The organism is Streptomyces sp. NPDC059003, from assembly GCF_042740445.1.
GTDB lineage: Bacteria > Actinomycetota > Actinomycetes > Streptomycetales > Streptomycetaceae > Streptomyces.
Genome location: NZ_JBHYJH010000356.1, coordinates 1 through 3,998, shown reverse-complemented (window position 1 = coordinate 3,998; position 3,998 = coordinate 1). Strand labels below are relative to the sequence as shown.

General features: G+C 72.2%; 1 pseudogene. It reads left to right on the top strand.

Annotated elements, in window-relative coordinates:
- Nucleotides 1-3,998, top strand: a pseudogene (locus ACFWZ5_RS45305) (hypothetical protein); the annotation flags it as partial.

Below are 3,998 nucleotides of genomic sequence, written 5' to 3'. Positions count from 1 at the left end.
GCGGTCCGTACGGCCCCCGAGACCGGAACCGACAACACGGTGGCGCCGGCCGACGCCGAGCAGCCCGTGGAAGCACCCGCCGAGCCGGAGACGGCGGCCGCCGTGGTGTCGCAGGACCCGCACCAGGTCGCCCGCAAGACGTTGCAGGGCGGCAACCGGATCACGGCCGTGGTGAGCGGCAGGAGCATCGAGTGGGACGGGGAGGCCTGGGGGGTGCCCGTGCCGGAGACGGCCACCGTCACCGGCACCGTCTTTCCCGGGTTCCGCGACTACGACTCGAACGTCACGCTCCTGGACGCCAAGATCCTCGACCAGAACGGGACCGAGCTGGCCGCTCCCGAACGCGTCTTCATCCGGTACCTGCCCACGCGGGTGCAGGTGATCCCGTCCGAGCATCGTGATGATCTGCGGCCGGAGACTCGTACCGTGGCGCAGGTCCGCCTGGGCGATCTCATCGCAGAGGGCGGTGCGCGGGGTGAGGCGGTCACCGAACTGCGGTTCGCGGACCGTAATCGCCGGGGCAGCGCCATGGCGTTCTCCACTCGTGACGTAGCCGCCGGAACTGGTAACGGCTTCGCCCTGGGGATGACGGACGAGGTCTTGGTGGTGCCCCGTGAGCGGCGGGCGCCGCAGGACGTCGCCGCGGTGTTCGGGCGCCACGGCAGTCACGACCAGGTCGCGTCCGAGACCCGGCGGACCTACGACCTGCACGCCGCCGTCGCGGAAGTCACCTCGCGTGTCTGGCCGGACGGCGACACCGGCCCCCAGGCCGAGATCCAGGCGCTCAGTGAAGCGATCGGGGCGATCGACGCGGCCGCGAGGGGCGTGGACGCCTACCGGGCCAACGCCGCGGCGATGGAGGTCGCGGCCACTGCCGCAGCCGCACTGTTCGCTGCCACCGACGACGACGTGCTCAACGGCTACGTCGGCCGACCGCTGCACCAGCTGCGTCAGCACCTGGACGTCCAGGCCCAGCGGCTGCACGCCGATGTCGCCTACCTGGCCGAGCGGGCGGCGGCCGCCTCGCCCACGGCGAACCCGGGCACCGCCGACGAGCCCACCCCGGCCGCCCCCGAGGAACAGGGCGCACAGGACCAGCCAGCCGACCGCCCCCCGGAAGGAACAGACATGGGCCCCCGCGCGGGCACCCAACAGCTCGGGCTATTCGGAGATCCGGCAGAGAGCCCGGCGAAGCCGGAGACGGCCACGGGCAGCGAGGCCGCTCCTGCTGATGACCCGCTTGCCCCCGAGCACGGGCGGAGGGCGCAGCTCCAGACGGCGCTCATCGAGGGCGAGACGATCGCGCCCGTGTCGTTCACCGACGAGCGCGAACCGGCGGACGGCTGGATTCTGACAACGGCGGGCGGGCACACCTACCGGCTGCGCCCGGTGACGCACGCCCTTCCGGATGAGGACCACTGGCAGGCCGGTCACAACGCTGACGGCTCCTACTGGTGGAACGCGAACGCGGACGACTGGCCCCTTGCCGCCGTGCTGGCGCGAATCCGTGAGGACACCGCGACCCGTACCCGGTTCGCCGCCCTGTGGGCCCGCTACGGGCACCTGACGGCGCAGACCCCCCCGTTCGAGACGACCACGGACCGCGTCCAGCTCGAAGAGGGCGTCTACCTGATCCGCCGCTTCGGCCGCATCGGCCTGATCGCGTCGTGCCGGTGGGGCTGGGAGCACCTGACCAGCCCGGACGGCGCGCAGGGCCACACCGGTGAGGACTGGTCCCGGAAGGGCCCGGATAACCGGCAGTACGTCGCCGAGTGGAAGATTTGGCACTCAGCCCAGGACGCCATTCCGAACGCGCGGCTGCGCGTCAGGGCCCAGCTCACGGACGACATGGCCGACACGCCGGACGCGTACTGCGATGCGTCGGCGCCGTACGTCGGCAAGTGCAGCGCGAAGCGCTCGGGTGCCCGGTACACGGTCGCCGTCGTCACTGACCAGGAGGTCGAGCTTGGCCGCTACACCGTGTGCGCGCGGTGCCTGTCTCACCGGCTCCTGAACGACGAGGACAGGCGCATCGGTCACCACGACGTTCAGAGCCTCGTTCAGGCCCTGGCCAAGGGTGATCCGAAGGTGGTCGACCTGCACTGGAAGCAGTGGCCCGACCGAATCGCTGAGCTTGCCGGACAGATGCTGTCGGCCGCGCTGGATGCCGGAGAGACTGCCCCATGGCCCGCCCAGGCTCTGACGGGTCAGGTCATCGCCGAGGCGTGCGAAGCGGGCGACGACCGCGCTATGCGTGAAGCGCGAGCGGAGGTGAAGGCTGCGGGCGGGGACGCGAAGGCACAGAAGCGGGCGGCGGAGAAGGCATTCGCAGCCCGCCAGGACCGGGCCGCGCTGGTCGCCCGGCATAGCACGACCCACATGGAAGCGGCGACCGAGGCCGCCCGCGAGGCTGTCGCAACCCTCGGACCCGCCGGCTCGGCGGTGGAGGGCAGCAACGCGGCGCCGGAGCCTGCTGAGGAGGCGCCCGGAGGCATCGACGTCAATACGCTGACCGTCAGCCCGCGGGACCGCGACGGGGAGCCGTCCTGGTATGAGTTCACCGTCACCGGCCCCGGGCTGACCGTCGGCGAGTACGGGATTTCCCACGACGCCCAGGGCAAGGGCGCGCGGGGGATCATGTGGCGGGCGACCTGGCACGGTGTAGAGCCGTCGGGCCGGTGGGACGTGATCAGCATCGGTTCCGGCAAGGGCGAGAGCGCGGCCCTGGCGGCCGTCGCTGAGCATGCGGCCAAGGCTGGCGGTGACTTGGCCGCCGGGTTCACCGCCGCCCGCCGCATGCGCTATGACGCCGGACTGTGGATACTGCCGGAAGTCGGGGAGTCGGAGGCGATCCAGTACCACCCTGACGGCTCGTGGACGATCACCGCCGAGACCGGCGCCTTGTACACGGTCCGCCGGGAGTGGCAAGGCCGCACCGCCTCCAATGACCTGGCGCCGCTCCTGATCGAGGACCAGGCGGGGACCTCGATCGCATCCTGCACCGCCGTCGACAGCTACACGTCCGCATGGGCGCCGATGCTCGACCGCCTCCGCCTCCACGCCACGGCGGTTGCTGACGGAGTGCCGCACGCGACGGCCGTCACCCTCGGCGGCCCGGGCACGTCATGGGTCGAGGCGTGGTGTGTGTGCAGCTGGACCGAGCGCGCCGATGTCGCCGAGTACGCCGACCGCGCCCCCGCCGGTGAGGCACTGGCTCTGGCGCACCGCCAGGCCCACCACTGGGAGACGTCGACAGCAGATGCAGCTCAGCAGCCCCTCGCAGCCGTGGTGACGCCGACGCTGGACGACGCCGCGCAGACCGAAACCGCTGAGGCATCAGCCGCCGCTGAACTGCCGGAGCTGGATGTGGTGCGCATGGACGTGAACGTGCCGCCGCTCGACCTCGCCGAGCCGTACACCACCGACGAGGAAGCGCAGGCGGACACCGACCGGCTGAGCGAGGCATTCCAGCAGTGGAGCGATCTGCCCGCTGTCCAGGCGTACGTCGACGCCGACCGCCGTCAGGACCACCCCGACGGCTCCCGTCCGGCCAATCCCATCGCGCAGCTGCACGCCGCATACGCCCGCGCCGCGTCGACACTGCGGTACGGCCCCGATCAGGGCGGCGCGGACCAGGTGGTGCGCGAGGTCCACACCGTGGCGGCCTGGAGCACGGCTCTGGAGGCCGTGGTGGACGAGGACCTGCGCGCCCCGCTGCGGGGCGTAAAGGATGCGGCCACCGTTCTGGCCTCCCGCTCGCAGGCGACTGTCGCCGCCTTCCGCGCCGCAGCACCCGCCGAGGACGCCGGAGACCGGCCATCGGCCGCCGACGGCCCCGCATCCGGGAACACCGCTATGGGCGCGGGCGCTCGCCCGGAACAGGACCCGGGACGGCCGGAGGCCGTCACCGGGCCCTCGGATCTGCTACCGCAGGCGACGGCGGACGCCTCCGAGCAGCCCGCCGGTGCTCAGGAAGGCGCGGCTGGCGAGATGGGAAC